Here is a 19,003-nt window from a genome sequence, read left to right as displayed (position 1 = left end):
CACATTTGAGTATAGGGACGATTCTGATCGTTCCTTTTACTTTTTCGGAGGCATATTTTGGAGAATAAAAAAACAAACTATAAAAACGTGCTGTCTTTTATACCGACAGGAGAATTCTACTACAAAAAAGGGTTGAAAGAGCTTCAGCGTGAAAATTATCCAAAAGCCCATAAATATTTGCGCCGTGCTTCAGAGCTGAGCCCGAAAGATCCGCTCATCTTGTCGCAATACGGTATTGTGCTGATGGAAATGCAGGAGTTTGAACAGGCTATGGATATGCTGCATGCTGCGCATGAACTGGATCCGAAAGAACCCGAAATCCTATTCTTTCTTGCAGAAGTCCATGCGCATATGGGCTTGTTTTGGGATGCGCGAAAATACGCCAAAAAATACCTGGTCTATGAGACGCAAGGGAAATATACAGCCGAAGCCATGGAAATTGTGGATTTCGCAGAACAGGAAGACTGGCAGCTGTTTGACGATGACGGGGAAGCGCAGGACAGCGAATATTATTACCGTCAGGAGAAAGCCCGCCGGATGATGGAGCAAGGCGATTTTACTGGAGCCATTGAGCTGTTGGAAAAGCTTGTTGAGGAAAAGGCTGACTTTTGGGGCGCCTATAACAACCTTGCTTTGGCTTACTTTTATATCGGGGAAGCCGAAATGGCGAAAGCGCTGCTCCATGATGTACTGCGCAGAAACACAGGGAATCTCCACGCCCTCTGTAACTTGGCAGTCTTCCACTACTACGAAAAAAATGCGGAGTTGGATGATGTCCTTGAGCTGTTGAAAAAAATCCAGCCTTACGTATTCGAGCATCGCTACAAACTGGGAGCGACGTTTGCACTGGTCGGCAAATACAAGGAAGCTTATCGTTGGCTGAAAAGCTTGCAGAAACGCGGCTTTGACGGAGACCCTGCTTTCTATTTCTGGTTATCGCATGCTGCCTACCATTCGGGGCATGAAGAAGCATCCCGCCAAGCATGGGAGCAATTGAAGAAAATGGATCCAGGCAAAGATGGCTATGAGCCATGGAATGAGCATGCCGCGATGCCGCATGCAGACGCACTGGAGCATGACCGTGATTACTTGACGAAGAAGTTGGATCATGCCAAAAAAAGTGAGCGGCTCTTAGGGTTGTTCCTGCTCGGCAAATCGTCCCATAAACAGGAAATTATTTCACATCCAAATTGGCTGGAATCCACTCAGCCATCGGCATTGGAAACGTTTGTGCTCGGATATGCGCTTGGCCATCCGTTCAAAGAGTCTGTTCCTGAAGAACGGGCATTCATGCGTGCAATGGAAACTGCAGAGCTCCTCTACGCAAATCAAGAAATGGTCACGAAGCAGAAGGAAGACCTTTTTCAAATGTGGTTCTTGTTAGTTGAAAAAGCATTCCCGCGCAACTATGCGTTTAAGAATCCGGCAGCATTGGCGGCAGCTGTTGACTATATGGTCAGTACATCCAAAAATGAAAAGCTGACAAAAAAAGAAGTGGCTGACCAGTTCAGTGTTTCGGTCGCTACATTGACGAAATACATGAAAGAACTCATTGCTTACCTCCCGAAATAGGAGCATAGGCATAAAAGTTGAAGGTTTTCCCGGAATCTTATACGATTTAGCTACTGAGAAATAGGAGGTCTATTGTTATGACTGAAACGAATACAATCTATGATGTAATTATTATTGGAGCAGGACCAGCAGGCATGACTGCCGCTGTTTACACTTCCCGTGCGAATCTATCGACATTGATGCTTGAACGCGGCATTCCGGGTGGCCAAATGGCCAATACGGAAGAAATTGAAAACTATCCAGGGTTTGACCACATCCTTGGACCGGATTTATCTACAAAAATGTTTGAACATGCGAAGAAATTCGGTGCTGAATACGCTTATGGCGATGTTACCGAAATTATTGACGGCGAGGAATACAAAACCATCAAAGCTGGATCAAAAGAGTACAAAACACGTGCGATTATCGTAACAACGGGAGCCGAGTACAAGAAAATGGGCATTCCAGGAGAAACTGAACTTGGCGGCCGCGGTGTGAGCTATTGTGCGGTTTGTGATGGAGCTTTCTTTAAACAAAAGGAATTAGTGGTTGTCGGCGGCGGAGATTCAGCAGTCGAGGAAGGCGTTTATTTGACTCGTTTTGCGGATAAAGTAACCATCGTCCACAGACGCGACGAACTTCGTGCCCAAAAAATCCTTCAAGACCGTGCATTCGCCAATGACAAGATCGACTTTATCTGGAGCAACACGGTCAAAGAAATCCACGACGATGGAAACGGCAAAGTTGGAGGCGTAACATTGGTATCGACGGATGATGGGACTGAAAAAGAATTTAAAGCAGACGGCGTCTTCATCTACATCGGCATGTTGCCTTTGACAAAGCCATTTACTGAACTGGGGATTTTAAATGATGAAGGATATGTGGTGACCAATGAGAAGATGGAAACCAAAGTTCCAGGAATCTTTGCAGCCGGAGATGTTCGTGAAAAAACTTTGCGCCAAGTAGTTACGGCAACAGGAGATGGCAGCATTGCAGCACAGGCAGCTCAACATTTTATTGAAGAGCTTATCGAGAAAATGGCAATGAAAACTCAAGCTTAATTTTTTCTTAATCTGTTTGTAACAGCTTTGTCATGTATAAGAGGTATAGTTAAGAAAGTAAATTGACCCCCTTTTTATAAAGAATTTGGATAGGCCGTTTTCCGGGCAACCCGGTAAACGGCCTCTTTTTTTGCATTCTTTTGCATGACACACCAGGATACATGTATAATGAAGTAAGTTTACAATAGATGCGGAGTGTCGAATGTGCAGCGAATCGCGAATTTATTAGTTATCCAAAATGGACAAGTATTATTATTGAAGAAACCGCGCCGTGACTGGTATGTGGCACCTGGCGGAAAGATGGAGCCCGGTGAGTCGATTTTCGAAGCGGCCGTTCGGGAGTTTAAAGAAGAAACGAATGCGACTCCGGTTGGAACTCATTTAAAAGGCATATACACGATGATGATCCAGGAAAATGGACAAAATGTGGACGAGTGGATGCTCTTCACATTTGCAGCCCGTGGACTGACCGGAAAAGTGTTTGAAGAAACACGAGAAGGCTTATTGGAATGGCATCCGGTTGAGGATCTGGCGTTTTTGCCGATGGCAGAAGGCGACCGGACCAACCTGCAATTTGCGGCCAGCCAGCAAGGAATCCAGTATGGGACATTCCATTACACACCGGACTTCCAGTTAATCAAAGAAACCATCCAAACATCAATAGAAGAGGTGAACCACCAAAATGGATAACCGCCAAGAAGAAACAGAGTTAATCATCATTACAGGCATGTCAGGAGCAGGAAAAACTGTGGCAATCCAAAGTTTTGAAGATTTGGGCTTTTTTACGATTGATAATTTGCCTCCTGCCCTTTTGCCTACTTTTATCAAGTTGATGAGAGATTCAGGGAAATCGATGAAACGTGTGGCAGCAGTCATGGATTTACGAGGCGGCGACTTTTTTGACAGCCTTGTAGAATCGATCGACCATTTATCGCAGGAACCGAATGTCTCCATCACAGTTCTGTTTCTGGATGCGGAAAACCAAACATTGGTGAGCCGATACAAAGAAACCAGAAGATCTCACCCGTTATCGCCAGGCGGACTGGTTTTGGGCGGCATTAAAAAAGAACGTGACATGTTAAGTGATCTTCAGGGAAGAGCGCAGTTTAAATACAATACATCCAATATGTCGCCACGTGAGCTGAAGGAGAAAATCATCGCGGACTTTTCTTCTAAGACCAGCAATGTGTTCACAGTGAATGTGATGTCTTTCGGGTTTAAGCACGGCATGCCGATCGATGCCGACCTGGTCTTCGATGTCCGCTTTTTGCCGAATCCTTACTATATTGAAGAGCTGAATCCTTTGTCGGGATTGGATGAACGGGTTTCCAGTTACGTGCTGAAATGGCAGGAAACACAGACGCTAATCGAGAAATTGACGGATCTTCTGCAGTTTATGATTCCGCAATACAAAAATGAAGGAAAAGCCCAATTGGTCATTGCCTTTGGCTGTACAGGCGGACAGCACCGTTCTGTGACCTTGGCTGAGTACTACGGAAAACTTCTCGCTGAGAACAATAAAGTCATCATCACCCACAGAGACGTCAAAATAAGAAAGGATTGAGTGCATGGAACGCAACCAACACCGGAAACGCATTGTTATTTTAGGCGGTGGCACTGGCCTTTCCACACTTTTGCGGGGATTGAAGCTGTATCCGCTGGATTTGACGGCTATCGTTACTGTGGCAGATGACGGGGGAAGTTCAGGGCGTTTGCGAAATGACTTGGACATCCCGCCACCAGGAGATATCCGAAATGTGCTGGCTGCATTATCGGATACAGAACCATTGGTAGCGGAAATGTTCCAGTACCGCTTCAAACATTCCTTGGATTTGGATGGCCATTCCTTGGGTAATTTGATGCTTGCGGCTTTGACGGATATTACCGGTGATTTTTCTCATGCCGTCCATGAAATGAGCCGTGTATTGAGTGTCAATGGCACCGTTTTGCCTGCGGCCAATCAAATTGTAACGCTCAATGCAGAGTTGGAAGACGGCACGATCATCAAAGGCGAATCCAAGATTCCTGCATATTTGCAGCCGATTAAACGGGTGTTCATCGAACCCCGTGATGTAAAAGCACTGCCTGCTGCGATAGCGGCCATTGAAAACGCCGATGTAATCGTGGTCGGACCGGGTTCTTTGTACACCAGTATTTTGCCGAATCTACTCGTGAAAGATATTAAAAAAGCAGTTCTTGCGGCAAAAGCGAAGAAGATTTATATCTGTAATTTAATGACACAAGCGGGCGAAACCTATGAATATACAGCCTCTGACCACGTACAGGCACTTTATGACCATGTCGGCGAAAGATTTTTGGATGCGATTCTGCTAGATAAAGTCCAAGTGCCGCCGGTTGTTGCCGAACGCTACAAAAAAGAAAAAGCATGGCCGGTGGAATATGACGAAGAGAAGCTGAAAGAGATGGGCCTCGAAGTCCACCGAAAAGACATCGCCAATATCTTTGGGGAAATAGTGCGGCATGAGCCGATGAAAGTGGCAGAATGGTTATTTGAATATGCTGGGGGCCGTGCCAGTGAAGATTCAAAGCAGCTTTACTTCTAGTGCTTTGAAAGGGGGAACGAATTTTGTCTTTTGCATCGGAAACAAAAAAAGAAATGACACAGATAGAAGTGGATGATTGTTGTGGAAAGGCAGAACTTTCCGCTATGATCCGGATGAACGGCACATTGTCGTTTTCCAATCGGCAATTAAGCCTGGATATCCAGACTGAAAATGCGGCAATTGCCCGCCGTATCTATACCTTATTGAAACGTTTCTACAAGCCGTATCCTGTCGAATTGCTCGTCAGAAAAAAGATGCGTTTAAAAAAGAACAATATCTATATTTGCAGAATTCGGGAAGGTGCCAAGCATATCCTGGAAGACCTGGAGATATTGACAGAAGGGTTTCAATTCCAGCACCAAATCGTTAAAACATTGATTGAAAAAAACTGCTGCAAACGCTCTTACTTGCGGGGGGCCTTCTTGGCTGGCGGATCTGTCAACAATCCTGAAACATCCTCCTACCATTTGGAAATCTACTCTCTTTATAAAGACCATGCAGATTCTTTGGTTGATCTAATGAACGAATTCCATTTGAACAGCAAAATGATCGAACGGAAAAAAGGGTTTGTGACGTACTTGAAAGAAGCGGAGAAAATATCGGACTTTCTGAGCATCACTGGAGCACATTCGGCTTTGTTGAAATTTGAAGATGTCCGAATCATTCGGGACATGCGCAACAGCGTGAACCGTTTAGTAAATTGCGAAACGGCAAACTTGAACAAAACCATCGACGCCGCATTGCGTCAAGTGGAGAACATCCGTTTTATCGATGAAGCAATTGGAATCGATCAATTGCCTGAACGATTGCGTGAAATTGCCCGACTTCGGGTAGAGTATCAAGACGTCACCTTGAAAGAGTTGGGTGAAATGGTGTCTGGTGGAACAGTCAGTAAGTCAGGTGTCAATCACCGGCTGCGGAAAATCGATGAAATCGCTGCATCGTTGAGAAATGGAGAAATGATCGGCCGCTAAATGCCGGCTGTTCTTTCATATATAAGAGAGTGAAGTTTTAGAGGAGGATAAGTATGGTTGAAAAACAGGTGAAAGTATTATTGAAATCAGGTCTTCAAGCAAGACAGGCTGCTTTATTTGTTCAAGAAGCGAACAGATACACAGCGGATATCTACTTGGAAAAAGACAATAAAAAAGTAAACGCTAAAAGCATCATGGGAATCATGAGCTTAGCTATCAGCAAAGGCACACTCATCACGATTTCAGCAGACGGCTTGGACGAGGAGAAAGCGGTTCAGTCGCTTTCTGGAATTATCGAGCAGGAAGCTTAATCACCTCTGATTAGAGCAAATAAAAACCTCACAGCCATTGGGCTGTGAGGTTTTTATTTTAGATATCTTTTTTGTGGTTTTCAGGCAATTTGCTGCGTGTGATGACTTGGTCGATCAAGCCATATTCAAGCGCGCGTTCTGCTGTCATGAAGTTATCGCGGTCCGTATCTTTGGAAATGACTTCGATTGGTTGTCCTGTGCGTTCAGACAAGATCTGGTTCAATTTCTCGCGAAGATGAAGAATGCGTTTCGCTGCAATTTCAATTTCAGTCGCTTGGCCTTGAGCACCACCAAGAGGCTGGTGAATCATGACTTCGGCATTCGGCAATGCAAGGCGTTTGCCTTTTGTTCCAGCTGCCAATAGGAATGCGCCCATTGAAGCTGCCATACCGATACAAATTGTCTGTACGTCTGGACGGATAAACTGCATTGTATCGTAAATTGCCATACCGGCTGTGATGCTGCCGCCTGGGCTGTTGATGTAAATGGAAATGTCTTTGTCCGGATCTTCCGCTTCAAGGAACAGAAGCTGCGCGACGATTGAATTCGCAACATTATCATCAATTCCGCTGCCCAGCATAATAACACGGTCTTTCAACAAACGTGAATAAATATCATAAGCACGTTCGCCTCGGCTTGTTTGTTCGATTACTGTAGGAATTAAGTTCATAGAATAGTTCCTCCTCGATTAAGTGGTGTGCAAACAATGCTGAAAGTTCTCTCAGCTGTACTATTATCATACACATGATGGTCAATGAAGGTCAAATCTAACGAATTAAAAAAATGGACTTGATTAAGTCGGAATGGTTTTGTATAATAGAAAAGTCGCTAATAGCGAATACGCCCTCGTAGTGTAATGGATCACACGTAAGATTCCGGTTCTTGAGATGGGGGTTCGATTCCCTCCGAGGGCATCAATAAACAGGAAAGTCCGTTTTGCCGTTTAATCGGCGATGCGGGCTTTTTTTTGTTGCCATATGCAAAGATGCAAAAATTCGCTTATGGATGGAATCTTCTGTTAAGCGGTTAAATAAGCTATACTACGAAAGATATGTAAAAAGTTTACATGCATAATTATAACGAAATATTATTACATAGTATCGAAAAGAGGAAAGCTGGGTGAAGAAATTAGTGATTTCCAATCTAAGCGTAACTTTATGGATTAGAGGTGGATTCGGTTTGAATAGAGAAAAGTATATTGAAGCAAATCCGGGTGTTTCTGAAGTGTTTGCCATCAAATTCGGAATGGATAATGAAAAATGAAGAAAAAAATTATCCTTTTGAGTGCATTAGGGATCTTCCTGGTGGCTGCTCCTGTCAACGCAATCGATTTCCCCGAACTAACCAAGGATATTTATGTACAGGACATTTCTGGTGTTCTATCCGATGAAGCTGAAGAAGAATTGCGCCTTTTAGGTAAAAACTTAGAAGATGCGACGACTGCCCAGATTGCTGTGATGGCCATTCCTTCGCTGGAAGGAGAGGCTATTGAAAGTTATGCTTTAGAAGCTCTTCGCCATTACGAAATTGGTTCTGAAGATGAGAATAACGGTGTTCTAATGGTAGTTTCGACAGGCGACCGTGAAATCTATATCGCTACGGGCTACGGTCTGGAAGGCGTTTTGCCGGATGCTAAGGTGGGGCGGATATTGGATGATTACGCCGTGCCGTATTTGAAGAAAGATCAATTCGACCAAGGCATTAGGAATACCTATACAGCGCTTTATCATGAAGTGACAGCAGAATATAGCCAAAATGCTGAAGCTGCAGCTCCCCAGACTGGAGCATCCCAAGTTCCTGCTTATGAGCCCCGTGAAAAATGGCCGCTTCATCGTGTTATTATAGCCATCGTCATTGGCATTTGGATTGTTGTGGCCTTATTTGGAGATGGTGCAGGAAGAGGCAATGGCAAAAAATCCAGAAGTGGCGGGTTGAGAAGCCATTCACGGAGCAGCAGTGCCAGAAAAAGCTCTGGAGGCAGCAGACCCCGCAGAGGTGGAGGAGGTTCTGGTGGGGGCGGCGGTGCAAAACGGAAATTTTAACTAATGGTGATGTGATAAGTTGAAAGTTGGCCAGATGAAATGATTTGAAATGCTAGGGATTTTCCAGTTCATTCTGCCTGAATAGATTAGAGGGCGAGTCTTATTTTTCAATTTAGAGAAATTGCCTTCTAAAGGAATGGCGCAGCTGGCATCTGTCTACTCCTTCTTTTCAGGCCTATTCCGAAAAGAAACGTTTAAAAAGTCGTGTGGTAAGGGAAATGATTACTAATACATACTAGTTAAAGAGGTGGAGCATTTGAGGAAATTGTTGATTCCTATTATTATTGTAATTGCATTAATTGCCATTGTGGCAGCCATTCTTGTGCCAAGCTACAACGGATTTGTCCAGCTTGAAGAGGACGTCAACCAGTCTTACGCCCAAATTGAAAACCAGCTGCAGCGCAGGTTGGATCTGATCCCGAACCTGGTGGAAACAGTGAAAGGCTTCGCTGATCAAGAACAGGATGTCATCGACAGTGTAACGGAAGCCCGTTCGAACTTGGCCGGTGCGGAAGGCGTCAGTGAACAGGCGGAAGCAGATGCTGAATTGAGCGGGGCGTTGAGCCGCTTGCTTGTCGTAGTGGAAAATTACCCGGAGATCCGCTCCAGCGAAAATTTCCAGCAGCTGTCGGATGAACTGGCCGGTACGGAAAATCGCATCGCGGTAGCCCGCCAAGATTATAATGCAACCGTTTCGGAATTTAACCGTAAAGCCAGAAGTTTTCCGGGGAACATGATTGCTGGTATTTTCGGATTTGATGAAAAAGAATACTTCGAAGCAGATCCGGATGCATCCGAAGCACCTGAAGTCGATTTTGGAACAGATGAGGATGAACAATGAGACGCAGAATAGCGCTCCTATGCTTCCTGCTGCTGATGGTCAGCGGGCAAGGTGTTGCAGCTGACTTTCCGGAATTGACGAATGATATTTACGTTCAGGATGAAGTCGGTATTTTGTCAGAACAGCAAAAAGAGGAGCTGCGCCAATTAGGTCGTGGTCTGGAAGATGCGACTAGTGCCCAGATCATGGTACTGGTAATTCCCACGCTTGAAGGTGAACCGATTGAAAGTTACGCCAATCAGGCGTTCCGCCATTATGGCGTCGGTTCGGAAGAAGAAAACAACGGAATTCTGGTAGTTCTGTCACTGGATGAACCGAATGACCGGGAAATTTATGTGGAAATCGGTTACGGTCTGGAAGGCGCATTGCCGGATGGGAAAGTCGGCCGGATTTTGGATGAATACGCTATTCCTTATTTGAGCCAGGGCAATTACAGTGAAGGCGTCATCAATTTGTATGAAGTCCTGTATCAGGAAGTTGCCGCTGAATATCAATGGAATGGTGAACCTGTAGAACCGCAGGCAGCGGCTACCCAACAGCAGCAGGAAGGACTTCCGCCATTCATGACCATCCTGATTGTTTCTGCTATTCTCATCCTTATTACCGGAGGAGGCGGAGGCAAAGGCGGCGGCCGTGGCAGGCGTATGGGCCGCAGAACAATTTACATGGGTCCAGGAAACTTTGGCGGCGGTTTCGGCGGCGGTGGTTTCCGTGGAGGCGGAGGCGGCATGTCTGGAGGCGGCGGTGCCGGGCGAGGCTTCTAAAAGTATAAGCTAATGCTTTTTAGAGAAAGAAGGAATCCAATGTTTACCCTGTATACGCGCGCCAATTGTCCACTTTGTGATGAAGCTAAGTTGATGATTCAATTGGTAAATGAAGACTTTCCATTGTCGTACAAAGAAATCGATATCGAAAGTGATGATGAATTGCATGAAAAATACATGCTGATGATTCCGGTTTTGGAAAAAGACAATAAGGTTTTGCTGTACGGCAATATCGGTTATGTAGATTTATTGGAAGCGTTAGAAAGTTAACGCTTCTTTTTGTTTGCAATTGATAGAAAGATTCGGTAGAATGAATTTAGTGGGACACAAAATTATTCAATGGGACAAAAAACGTCCAACTGGAATGGAGTGAACAAATGGATGCTTTATCTGCTGCTCAGCAAAAGCTGATGCCAGAAATGTCCGAACTCCTGAAAAAACGGTACCAGATTTTACAGACCATCAATTTGGAACAACCGATCGGCAGGCGAACGTTAAGTGAAGTTGCCGGAGCTACAGAGCGTGAAATTAGGAAAGAAACCGATCTGCTGCGCAATCAGCAGTTGATTGAAATGAAAACGGCGGGCATGACGGTTACTTCGCAAGGATTGGAAGTACTGGAAGAGCTGAAAGTTTTCGTGCGTGAACTGTCCGGGCTGACTGATATGGAAATTCAGCTGCAGTCGATATTAGGAATTTCAAAAGTGGTGATTTTGCCACAAGACAGTGATGAAATTCCAGCAGTAAAATCCCATATTGGCAAAGAAGCTGCCCGGCTTTTGGAAGCATTATTCGGACGCTGTAAGAAAATAGCCGTTACCGGGGGCAGCACGATGGCAGCCATCTCGAAAGAATTATCCATCGGCAAGCCGGATCGGACGCTTCAATTTATTGCAGCCCGCGGTGGGCTTGGAGAAGATGTCCTTCATCAGGCAAACACCATTGCCGCCGCTTTTGCGGAAAAAACAGGCGGTTCGTTCAAAACTCTTTATTTGCCTGATCACTTAAGCGCTGAAGCATTTGCAATGATGATGAAAGAGCCAGTGATCAAGGAAATGATGGACTTGTATGATCAGACGGATGTAGTGGTCCATGGCATAGGCAATGCGGAAGAGATGGCGGTACGCCGGCACTCTTCTTTGGAAGAAGTAGAAAAGATACGGTCTGGCGGAGCAGTCAGTGAGGCTTTTGGCTATTATTTCGATAAAGATGGAAAAATTGTTTATCGGATCCGCACAGCGGGGATTCAATTGGAGCAGGTACAAAAAGCTTCAACAATTTTGGCAGTTGCTGGTGGAGGTTCCAAGGCAAGGGCAATCTTATCTTATTTCAACAATGCACCGACCCCGACAGTGTTGATCACTGACGAAGGAGCAGCACGAAAAATACTTGAATTGACTAAAAAATTGGAGGAATAGTAAATGACTTTAAAATTAGCAATTAACGGATTTGGACGTATTGGACGCATCGTATTTCGTGGGGCAATGGCAAACGAAGAAGTGGAAGTTGTCGCAGTAAATGACTTGACTGACGCAAAAATGCTGGCTCACCTTCTAAAATATGATTCAATCCACGGAACATTGGATGCTGAAGTTTCAGCAGAAGGCGATAACATTGTCGTAAACGGCAAAACAATCCGCGTATTCTCTGAAAAAGATCCTTCAAACCTTCCATGGGGAGAGCTTGGCGTAGATATCGTTGTTGAATCTACTGGATTCTTCACAGATACAGCTTCTGCTTCAAAACACATCGAAGCCGGCGCGAAAAAAGTTATTGTTTCAGCACCAGGCAAAAACGGCATGAAGACACTTGTTATGGGTGTTAACCATGAAACGTACAACCCTGAAGAGCATGATGTTGTATCGAACGCATCTTGTACAACAAACGGCCTTGCTGGAATGTCAAAAGTGTTGAACGATCGTTTCGGCATCAAGCATGCAATGATGACAACAATCCATTCATACACAAATGACCAGATCCTATTGGATTCTCCACACAAAGATTTCCGCCGTGCACGTGCAGCAGCTGAATCCATGATTCCAACAACTACTGGTGCAGCTACTGCAGTGGCTAAAGTATTGCCTGAATTGGAAGGCAAAATTGATGGGATGGCAATCCGCGTTCCGACACCAAACGTTTCATTGATCGACTTGGTTGCACATCTTGAAAAAGATGTAACTGTTGAAGAGGTCAACAATGCATTGAAAGAAGCATCTGAAAACGAATTGAAAGGTTTCCTGGAATACAGCGAATTACCACTTGTTTCTAGAGACTACAATGGCAACACTGCATCATCTACTGTTGATGGCCTTTCAACTATGGTCATCGGGGATAACATGGTCAAAGTCCTTGCTTGGTACGATAACGAATCCGGCTACTCAGGACGTTGTATCGACCTTGCATTGCACATGTACAAAAAGGGCTTGTAATCCCAAAATCATAGCTTAATTACCAATGAACCTCTATAATAAAAGAGGGTAAAAGGGGCGGGGACTTACCCCGCCCCTTATTTTTTTGAATACAAATAGGAGGTATTTTCATGCAGCAGAAAATGACCATGAAAGATTTGGATTTGAAAGGAAAACGTGTATTTTGCCGTGTCGATTTCAACGTGCCGATGGAAGATGGCAAAGTGACGGATGATACAAGAATCCGTGCAGCTGTACCGACCATCGAATACTTGATTGAGCAAGGCGCAAAAGTGATTTTGGCCAGCCATCTTGGCCGTCCTAAAGGTGAAGTCAATGAAGATATGAGACTTGCTGCAACAGGCGTCCGGTTAAGTGAATTGTTACATAAAGAAGTAAAAAGCCTGGACGAATCAATCGGCGAAAAAGTTGAACAGGAGATTTCAGCTATGCAAGAAGGCGATATCGTCCTGCTTGAAAATGTCCGGTTCCATCCGGGTGAAGAAAAGAATGACGAAGGACTCGCTAAAGCATTTGCTGCACTGGCAGACGTCTTCGTCAATGATGCATTTGGTGCAGCGCACCGCGCACATGCTTCAACAGCAGGCATTGCCAGCCATTTGCCGTCCGTATCGGGCTTGCTGCTGGAAAAAGAGCTTGAAGTTTTGGGCAAAGCGTTGTCCGAACCGGATCGTCCATTTACAGCCATCATCGGTGGCGCAAAAGTAAAAGATAAAATTGGTGTAATCGATCATCTACTGGATAAAGTGGACAATCTATTGATTGGCGGAGGGCTTTCCTATACCTTCATCAAAGCTCAAGGATATGAAATTGGGAACTCCTTAGTGGAAGAAGACAAATTGGAATTGGCAAAATCCTTTATCGAAAAAGCAAAACAAAAAGGCGTCAAGTTTTATTTGCCGGTGGATGCAACAGTTGCCAGCGAGTTTTCCAAAGATGCAGACACGAAAAGTGTGAAAATCGAAGAAATACCGGCTGATTGGATGGGTCTTGATATCGGACCTGAAACAGCGGCGTTGTATGCAGATGTTATCAAGAATTCAAAATTGATCATCTGGAACGGACCGATGGGGGTATTTGAAATGCCGGCATTTGAAAATGGGACGAAATCTGTAGCTCAAGCTATGGCCGAGACATCAGGCTACACTGTCATCGGTGGTGGGGATTCTGCTGCAGCTGTGGAAAAATTCCACGTAGCTGATCAAATGGACCACATCTCGACAGGCGGCGGAGCTTCACTGGAATTTATGGAAGGCAAGGACTTGCCGGGCGTCAGTGCATTGACCGACAAGTAAAGCAAATGACTGGAAAGGGAGTGCTTTTGTGAGAAAACCAATTATTGCAGGAAACTGGAAAATGTACAAAACAGCTGGAGAAGCCAAACAATTTATTGAAGAAGTAAACGGTTTGGTTCCGGATTCTGACAAAGTGGATGCAGTTATTTGCGCACCCGCATTATTTTTGTCACAGCTGGTCATCTCTTCACAAGACAGTGCACTTCAAATCGGTGCACAAACCATGTCGGAAGAAGATGAAGGCGCGTTCACTGGGGAAATCAGCCCAGTTCAATTAACGGACATCGGTGTGAAATACGTCATTATCGGCCATTCTGAGCGCCGCCAGTATTTCAATGAAACTGATGAGTCTGCCAACAAAAAAGTGAAAGCCGCTTTCAGCCATGGCTTGACTCCGATACTTTGTGTCGGTGAAACTTTGGAACAGCGTGAAAATGGCGAAACAGGATCTGTAGTCGAAGCACAAGTGGAAAAAGGCATTGCCGGGTTGACTGAAGAGCAAATTTCTCGTCTTGTCATTGCCTACGAACCAATTTGGGCTATTGGCACAGGCAAAACAGCTACAGCTGAAGATGCCAACGAAGTTTGTGGAATTGTCCGCAAAAAAGTAGCAGCTTTGTACAATGAAGAGGCTGCTGAAGAGTTGCGCATTCAGTATGGCGGAAGTGTGAAACCGGCTAATATTGTTGAATTGATGGGTATGGAGCATATTGACGGAGCATTGGTTGGCGGCGCAAGCCTGGAAACCGAGTCGTTCGTCAAATTGCTGGAGGCTGGTTCACATGCGTAAAACCGAACATCCAGCAGCTCTTATCATCTTAGATGGATTCGGCTGCCGTGAAGAGACTTTTGGCAATGCAGTAGCGCAAGCGAACAAACCGAATTTCGATCGCTTATGGAAAAGTTATCCGCATGAACTGCTGACGGCTTCTGGAGAAGCTGTCGGTTTGCCGGATGGCCAAATGGGCAATTCTGAAGTAGGCCATTTGAATATTGGGGCTGGGCGGATTGTGTACCAGAATTTGACGCGCATCAACAAGTCGATTCGCGATGGCGATTTTTATGAAAATGCTGCTTTTCTGGAAGCAGTCAGCAATGCTAAAAACAACGGGAAAGCCCTGCACATTTTGGGCTTATTGTCCGATGGGGGCGTACACAGCCACTACGAACACCTTTTTGCATTATTGAAACTGGCGAAACAGCAAGGACTAACAGAAGTGTATGTTCACGGTTTCCTAGACGGCCGTGATGTAGGGCCTCGTACAGCACTCAAATATGTTGAACAAGCTGAACAACAAATGAAAGAAATTGGTGTCGGGAAATTTGCATCAATCAGTGGGCGCTATTACGCAATGGACCGCGATCAACGCTGGGAACGTGCTGATTTGGCATATCGGGTTCTGGTTGACGGAATCGGTAAGACAGCGCCATCGGCAAATGCTGGAATCACCCATTCCTATGATCAGGACATTTCAGATGAGTTTATCGTGCCGTTCGCCATTGTCGAAGACGGCAAGCCGGTTGCGACCATCGATTCTGGAGATTCGCTGATTTTCTTCAACTTCCGCCCGGATCGTTCGATCCAATTGACATCGGCATTTATTCGTGAAGATTTTACCGGGTTCCCGTTAAGTGCGAAGCACCCGAGAGACTTGGTTTATATCACGTTCACTTCTTATAGTGAGGACTTGCCGACTCGTGTGGCGTTTGAAACACTGAACCTGGAAAATACAATCGGGGAAGTGGTTTCAGCGAACGGATTGACTCAGCTGCGGATTGCAGAAACCGAAAAATACCCGCATGTGACTTTCTTTATGAGCGGAGGACGTGAAGGCGTCTTTCCTGGAGAGGACCGTATTCTGGTGGCGTCTCCAAAAGTGGCAACTTATGACCTGCAGCCTGAAATGAGTGCATACGAAGTGACCGACCGCCTGGTGGAACAAATCGAGGCTGGTGCGCACGATGCCATCATCCTGAATTTTGCAAATCCGGATATGGTTGGCCATAGCGGCTTGCTGGAACCGACAATCCGTGCCATCGAAGTGGTCGACGAATGCTTAGGCCGCATAGTTGATGCTTTGCATGCCCAAGGCGGTTCGGCATTGATTACTGCAGACCATGGCAACGCTGACGAAGTACGGACGATTGAAGGCATGCCGATGACGGCACACACGACCAATAAAGTACCGGTGATCTTGACGAAATCCGGATATGTTTTACGTGAAGGCGGCATTCTGGCCGACTTGGCACCCACCATTTTAAAAATGCTGGACATCGAACAACCGATCGAAATGACTGGAAAACCATTATATTAAAAGGGAGCTGTTTTAATTGCCAATTATTACAAACATTCAAGCACGTGAGATTTTAGATTCAAGAGGGAACCCGACAATCGAAGTTGAGGTATTCACAGAAAGCGGCGCATTCGGCCGCGCTATCGTACCTTCAGGTGCCTCTACAGGCGAACACGAAGCAGTAGAATTGCGTGATGGCGATAAGAGCCGCTACCTTGGCAAAGGTGTTTTAAAAGCTGTTGAGCATGTCGACACTGAAATTGCTGAAGCTTTGGAAGAAAAATATTCAGTCCTTGACCAAGTGTCAATCGACAAAGCATTGATCGAATTGGACGGCACAGAAAACAAAGGGCGCTTAGGCGCCAATGCGATTCTTGGGGTTTCTTTAGCTGTTGCACATGCTGCAGCCAACTATTTGGATCTTCCGCTTTATCAGTACTTGGGCGGTTTCAACGCGAAACAATTGCCGGTACCGATGATGAACATCTTGAACGGCGGCGAACATGCCGACAACAATGTGGACATCCAGGAATTCATGGTTATGCCAGTTGGAGCGAAATCATTCCGGGAAGCCGTTCAAATGGGTGCAGAAATCTTCCATAACTTGAAAGCGGTACTAAAAGAAAAAGGCTATAACACTTCTGTTGGAGACGAAGGCGGGTTTGCACCGAACTTAGGTTCAAACGAAGAAGCCTTAACAACAATCATGGAAGCAATTGAAAAAGCCGGCTACAAGCCCGGAACTGATGTACTATTGGCAATGGATGTCGCTTCTTCTGAAATCTATGACAAAGAAAAAGGCGTATACAACCTGCCAGGCGATAACACAGTGAAAACATCTGCAGAGATGGTTGACTGGTACGAAGAGCTTTGCAATAAATACCCGATCATTTCGATTGAAGATGGATTGGATGAAAACGACTGGGCTGGACATAAATTATTGACTGAACGAATCGGTGACAGAGTGCAATTGGTTGGAGACGATCTATTCGTTACCAACACGAAAAAATTGGCTCAAGGAATCGAAGAAGGCATCGGCAACTCAATCCTGATCAAAGTTAACCAAATCGGTACATTGACAGAAACTTTCGATGCGATTGAAATGGCGAAACGTGCCGGCTACACAGCAGTAATCAGCCACCGTTCTGGTGAGTCTGAAGATGTTACAATTGCAGATATCGCAGTAGCAACAAATGCTGGACAAATCAAAACGGGTGCTCCATCACGTACGGACCGTGTTGCGAAATACAACCAGTTGTTGCGCATCGAAGATCAGTTATTTGAAACAGGTCAATATTTGGGTCTAAAAACTTTTTACAACTTGAAAAAATAACCCATGAGTTCAAGTGCTTTTTAAATCATATGGGTTGCAGTGGATATTTCGCAAATAAGCTCCGCTTTCCTGCGTGCTTGCGCCGAACTAACTCGGGCTGGATGCCCGAGTGGATTTCGGCACTTCGCTATCGCGGGAGTCTCCGCTGATTTGCTACATATCCTATTTGTAACTGTGATTCTTTTTTAATTTACTATGAGTTGTTAGTTGATGCTTTGAAGAAAGAGTGCAAGGCGGCGACTCCTGCGGGATAGCGTGTCCAGATGAGACTCCGCAAGGCGAAAGCCTGAGGAGCCTGACGGACCGCCTGCGGAAAGCGTACGCCTGAAGCGATTTCTTCCAATCTGCTACTAGTTTTTGAACTTTAGAAAAGTAAATGCATTAGCTAAAGAAAATAGAGGCATTTGCCTCTATTTTCTATTGCTATTGTCACAGGTCACAATTTTTGGTAAACTTAGTTTTGTTGTGAACGTTCTTTTCAGGAGGTGGAATTTATGCATACGTTGTTAATGACATTACTCGTCATCGTATCGCTCGCATTAATCGTTGTCGTTTTATTGCAATCTGGAAAAAGTGCAGGTCTTTCAGGAGCCATCTCCGGTGGAGCAGAGCAACTTTTCGGCAAGCAAAAAGCTCGTGGTTTGGACTTGGTCCTGCACCGGGTTACGATTGTACTTGCTGCCTTATTCTTTATTCTGGCTGTTGCCGTAACGAAAGTTTAATGTAGATGATTAAATCGCCTGACCATACATGGTTGGGCGTTTTCTTTTAGTATTGGAATTGGAGGGATTATAATGCGGATTTCGCAACCAAAACCATTTTTCTTTAAAACAGGCCCTCGGGCAGTGCTTCTATTACACGGCTTTACAGGAAATTCCGCAGACGTCCGCATGCTGGGCCGTTTTTTGGAGACCAAAGGCTACACAAGCATCGCCCCGCATTATGCAGGTCATGGTGTAGCGCCTGAAGAGTTAGTGGGCACCGGTCCAGCCGACTGGTGGAAAGACGTGGAAAAAGCATATGAGACATTGCTGGAAGAGGGATATACTGAAATTGCGGTGGCTGGACTGTCATTGGGCGGCGTATTCAGCCTGAAATTAGGGTATACAAAACCTATCAAGGGAATTGTCACCATGTGCGCTCCGATGTATATGAAAACCACTGACCTCATGTATGAGGGTGTCTTAAAATATGCGCGTGAATACAAGAAATATGAAGGAAAAAGCGATGAAGATATCGAAAAAGAAATGAAGGCTTTCCAAGAACGGCCAATGGAATCGCTGGCCGATTTGCGTGCCTTGATCGCAGAAGTCAAAGAACAAGTGGATCATGTTTATGCGCCGCTGTTCGTTGTTCAGGGCAGGCTGGATGATGTCATCAATACGGATTCAGCCAACGTCATTTATGACACCGCTGAATCGACCGACAAACACATCAAGTGGTACGAAAATTCGGGCCATGTTATTACGCTTGATAAAGAGAAAAAACAATTGCACGAAGACATTTTTGCATTTCTCGAATCGCTTGATTGGAGTGTGTGAACC

21 protein-coding genes and 1 tRNA gene are annotated in these 19,003 nt (G+C 45.3%); 21 read left to right on the top strand and 1 reads right to left on the bottom strand.

Annotation, left to right across the window (positions count from 1 at the left end):
* The first annotated feature begins 57 nt into the window (after window positions 1-57).
* The 7 genes from H9630_RS16255 to H9630_RS16225 all read left to right on the top strand — a co-directional run bounded on the left by H9630_RS16255 (window position 58) and on the right by H9630_RS16225 (window position 6,461).
* Window positions 58-1,572 (top strand): tetratricopeptide repeat protein, encoded by a 1,515-nt coding sequence (locus H9630_RS16255; protein ID WP_191716560.1) that lies wholly within the window; start codon window positions 58-60, stop codon window positions 1,570-1,572.
* Window positions 1,573-1,649: 77 nt separating this feature from the next.
* On the top strand, window positions 1,650-2,612 hold the full coding sequence (trxB, locus tag H9630_RS16250; RefSeq protein ID WP_191716559.1) for a thioredoxin-disulfide reductase: 963 nt from the start codon (window positions 1,650-1,652) through the stop codon (window positions 2,610-2,612).
* 204 nt (window positions 2,613-2,816) lie between these two features.
* Window positions 2,817-3,302, top strand: coding sequence for an NUDIX domain-containing protein (locus tag H9630_RS16245; RefSeq protein WP_191716558.1), 486 nt, complete (start codon window positions 2,817-2,819; stop codon window positions 3,300-3,302).
* A complete protein-coding gene (rapZ, locus tag H9630_RS16240) occupies window positions 3,295-4,176 on the top strand; it encodes an RNase adapter RapZ (RefSeq protein ID WP_191716557.1) in 882 nt (293 codons plus the stop codon). The genes H9630_RS16245 and rapZ overlap by 8 nt, the downstream gene beginning before the upstream one ends.
* Before the next feature lie 4 nt (window positions 4,177-4,180).
* Window positions 4,181-5,176: a gluconeogenesis factor YvcK family protein gene (locus tag H9630_RS16235; protein ID WP_191716556.1), complete on the top strand. Its 996-nt coding sequence runs from the start codon at window positions 4,181-4,183 to the stop codon at window positions 5,174-5,176.
* A 23-nt stretch (window positions 5,177-5,199) separates the two neighbouring features.
* Entirely contained in the window at window positions 5,200-6,150 is a 951-nt protein-coding gene (whiA, locus tag H9630_RS16230) for a DNA-binding protein WhiA (RefSeq protein ID WP_191716555.1), read from the top strand.
* Between the two features lie 53 nt (window positions 6,151-6,203).
* Window positions 6,204-6,461 carry an HPr family phosphocarrier protein gene (locus H9630_RS16225; RefSeq protein WP_191716554.1) on the top strand — a complete coding sequence of 86 codons (258 nt, stop codon included), beginning with the start codon at window positions 6,204-6,206 and terminating at the stop codon, window positions 6,459-6,461.
* A 58-nt stretch (window positions 6,462-6,519) separates the two neighbouring features.
* On the opposite strand, the gene clpP is transcribed toward H9630_RS16225, so the two are convergent.
* Entirely contained in the window at window positions 6,520-7,131 is a 612-nt protein-coding gene (clpP, locus tag H9630_RS16220) for an ATP-dependent Clp endopeptidase proteolytic subunit ClpP (RefSeq protein WP_191716553.1), read from the bottom strand.
* 172 nt (window positions 7,132-7,303) lie between these two features.
* Between clpP and H9630_RS16215 the strand changes: the two genes are divergently transcribed.
* The 14 genes from H9630_RS16215 to H9630_RS16150 all read left to right on the top strand — a co-directional run bounded on the left by H9630_RS16215 (window position 7,304) and on the right by H9630_RS16150 (window position 19,000).
* Window positions 7,304-7,375 (top strand) — tRNA-Arg (locus H9630_RS16215).
* A 205-nt stretch (window positions 7,376-7,580) separates the two neighbouring features.
* Entirely contained in the window at window positions 7,581-7,724 is a 144-nt protein-coding gene (locus tag H9630_RS16210; RefSeq protein ID WP_191716552.1) for a hypothetical protein, read from the top strand.
* Window positions 7,721-8,503 (top strand): TPM domain-containing protein, encoded by a 783-nt coding sequence (locus H9630_RS16205; RefSeq protein ID WP_191716551.1) that lies wholly within the window; start codon window positions 7,721-7,723, stop codon window positions 8,501-8,503. Before H9630_RS16210 ends, H9630_RS16205 begins: the two co-directional genes overlap by 4 nt.
* A 256-nt stretch (window positions 8,504-8,759) precedes the next feature.
* Window positions 8,760-9,344 (top strand): LemA family protein, encoded by a 585-nt coding sequence (locus H9630_RS16200; RefSeq protein ID WP_191716550.1) that lies wholly within the window; start codon window positions 8,760-8,762, stop codon window positions 9,342-9,344.
* Window positions 9,341-10,108: a TPM domain-containing protein gene (locus H9630_RS16195; protein WP_191716549.1), complete on the top strand. Its 768-nt coding sequence runs from the start codon at window positions 9,341-9,343 to the stop codon at window positions 10,106-10,108. Before H9630_RS16200 ends, H9630_RS16195 begins: the two co-directional genes overlap by 4 nt.
* A gap of 39 nt (window positions 10,109-10,147) precedes the next feature.
* Window positions 10,148-10,378, top strand: a complete 231-nt coding sequence (locus H9630_RS16190; RefSeq protein WP_191716548.1) for a glutaredoxin family protein — start codon at window positions 10,148-10,150, stop codon at window positions 10,376-10,378.
* A gap of 107 nt (window positions 10,379-10,485) precedes the next feature.
* On the top strand, window positions 10,486-11,526 hold the full coding sequence (locus H9630_RS16185; protein ID WP_191716547.1) for a sugar-binding transcriptional regulator: 1,041 nt from the start codon (window positions 10,486-10,488) through the stop codon (window positions 11,524-11,526).
* Window positions 11,527-11,529: 3 nt separating this feature from the next.
* A complete protein-coding gene (gap, locus tag H9630_RS16180; protein ID WP_191716546.1) occupies window positions 11,530-12,537 on the top strand; it encodes a type I glyceraldehyde-3-phosphate dehydrogenase in 1,008 nt (335 codons plus the stop codon).
* Between the two features lie 110 nt (window positions 12,538-12,647).
* Window positions 12,648-13,832: a phosphoglycerate kinase gene (locus tag H9630_RS16175; protein ID WP_191716545.1), complete on the top strand. Its 1,185-nt coding sequence runs from the start codon at window positions 12,648-12,650 to the stop codon at window positions 13,830-13,832.
* A 28-nt stretch (window positions 13,833-13,860) separates the two neighbouring features.
* Window positions 13,861-14,622 carry a triose-phosphate isomerase gene (gene tpiA, locus H9630_RS16170; protein ID WP_191716544.1) on the top strand — a complete coding sequence of 254 codons (762 nt, stop codon included), beginning with the start codon at window positions 13,861-13,863 and terminating at the stop codon, window positions 14,620-14,622.
* On the top strand, window positions 14,615-16,147 hold the full coding sequence (gene gpmI / locus H9630_RS16165; RefSeq protein WP_191716543.1) for a 2,3-bisphosphoglycerate-independent phosphoglycerate mutase: 1,533 nt from the start codon (window positions 14,615-14,617) through the stop codon (window positions 16,145-16,147). Before tpiA ends, gpmI begins: the two co-directional genes overlap by 8 nt.
* A 16-nt stretch (window positions 16,148-16,163) precedes the next feature.
* On the top strand, window positions 16,164-17,459 hold the full coding sequence (eno, locus tag H9630_RS16160; protein WP_191716542.1) for a phosphopyruvate hydratase: 1,296 nt from the start codon (window positions 16,164-16,166) through the stop codon (window positions 17,457-17,459).
* Window positions 17,460-17,953: 494 nt separating this feature from the next.
* Window positions 17,954-18,181 carry a preprotein translocase subunit SecG gene (gene secG / locus H9630_RS16155; RefSeq protein ID WP_049694326.1) on the top strand — a complete coding sequence of 76 codons (228 nt, stop codon included), beginning with the start codon at window positions 17,954-17,956 and terminating at the stop codon, window positions 18,179-18,181.
* A 72-nt stretch (window positions 18,182-18,253) separates the two neighbouring features.
* Window positions 18,254-19,000, top strand: a complete 747-nt coding sequence (locus H9630_RS16150) for an alpha/beta hydrolase (protein WP_191716541.1) — start codon at window positions 18,254-18,256, stop codon at window positions 18,998-19,000.
* Window positions 19,001-19,003 lie beyond the last annotated feature (3 nt).

Source organism: Planococcus wigleyi (assembly GCF_014836985.1).
Taxonomy (GTDB): domain Bacteria; phylum Bacillota; class Bacilli; order Bacillales_A; family Planococcaceae; genus Planococcus; species Planococcus notacanthi.
The sequence above is the reverse complement of the archived record's forward strand: the minus strand, read 5'-3'. Positions and strand labels throughout refer to the sequence as shown.

Coding starts and splice junctions, on each gene's coding strand:
- clpP (WP_191716553.1), bottom strand. CDS start 7,131: ATGAACTTAATTCCTACAGTAATCGAACAAACAAGCCGAGGCGAACGT.
- H9630_RS16225 (WP_191716554.1), top strand. CDS start 6,204: ATGGTTGAAAAACAGGTGAAAGTATTATTGAAATCAGGTCTTCAAGCA.
- H9630_RS16150 (WP_191716541.1), top strand. CDS start 18,254: ATGCGGATTTCGCAACCAAAACCATTTTTCTTTAAAACAGGCCCTCGG.
- gap (WP_191716546.1), top strand. CDS start 11,530: ATGACTTTAAAATTAGCAATTAACGGATTTGGACGTATTGGACGCATC.
- H9630_RS16185 (WP_191716547.1), top strand. CDS start 10,486: ATGGATGCTTTATCTGCTGCTCAGCAAAAGCTGATGCCAGAAATGTCC.
- H9630_RS16235 (WP_191716556.1), top strand. CDS start 4,181: ATGGAACGCAACCAACACCGGAAACGCATTGTTATTTTAGGCGGTGGC.
- H9630_RS16195 (WP_191716549.1), top strand. CDS start 9,341: ATGAGACGCAGAATAGCGCTCCTATGCTTCCTGCTGCTGATGGTCAGC.
- gpmI (WP_191716543.1), top strand. CDS start 14,615: ATGCGTAAAACCGAACATCCAGCAGCTCTTATCATCTTAGATGGATTC.
- secG (WP_049694326.1), top strand. CDS start 17,954: ATGCATACGTTGTTAATGACATTACTCGTCATCGTATCGCTCGCATTA.
- H9630_RS16175 (WP_191716545.1), top strand. CDS start 12,648: ATGCAGCAGAAAATGACCATGAAAGATTTGGATTTGAAAGGAAAACGT.
- H9630_RS16205 (WP_191716551.1), top strand. CDS start 7,721: ATGAAGAAAAAAATTATCCTTTTGAGTGCATTAGGGATCTTCCTGGTG.
- rapZ (WP_191716557.1), top strand. CDS start 3,295: ATGGATAACCGCCAAGAAGAAACAGAGTTAATCATCATTACAGGCATG.
- trxB (WP_191716559.1), top strand. CDS start 1,650: ATGACTGAAACGAATACAATCTATGATGTAATTATTATTGGAGCAGGA.
- H9630_RS16190 (WP_191716548.1), top strand. CDS start 10,148: ATGTTTACCCTGTATACGCGCGCCAATTGTCCACTTTGTGATGAAGCT.